Genomic DNA, 412 nt, shown 5'->3' with positions numbered 1-412 from the left:
CTTTATCAACATCTGCAATGGTCGTTTTAACCACCAGAATATCCGCGCGCACTTCGCCGTACTGCGCCCACTGGTGTTCCACCGTTCCATGGTTGGCCAGCGCATTCTGCAACGCAGCTTCCAGATTGGTATCAATGTCGCTTGTCAGGCGGTCACCATCGGCAGACGTCAGAAAATCATCGGCAATATCGCCCAGGTAGTCGTCAGCATTCGCGTTGGATTCACCACGAATCCAGTCGGTCCAGCCTGATTCATTACCCGTTCTGTCTACCAACTGCGCTCGGTACCAGAATTCCTGCCCCGCTTTTAAACCCAGTTGGGTGTATTCGGCAGACGGATAAGGCACATCCGACAGCAAAAGAGGATTAGAGAAATCACTGTTCGCGGTGTACTGAATTTCCGTTTTCAGCGT

General features: G+C 51.9%; 1 pseudogene. It reads right to left on the bottom strand.

The annotated features are described in order from the left end of the window. Positions 1-412: pseudogene (locus tag OGV69_RS25270) on the bottom strand (TipJ family phage tail tip protein); the annotation flags it as partial.

It is taken from the genome of Citrobacter sp. Cc139 (assembly GCF_030334645.1).
In the GTDB taxonomy this organism is placed as follows: domain Bacteria; phylum Pseudomonadota; class Gammaproteobacteria; order Enterobacterales; family Enterobacteriaceae; genus Citrobacter; species Citrobacter werkmanii.
This window is presented reverse-complemented; position numbering and strand designations above follow the sequence as displayed.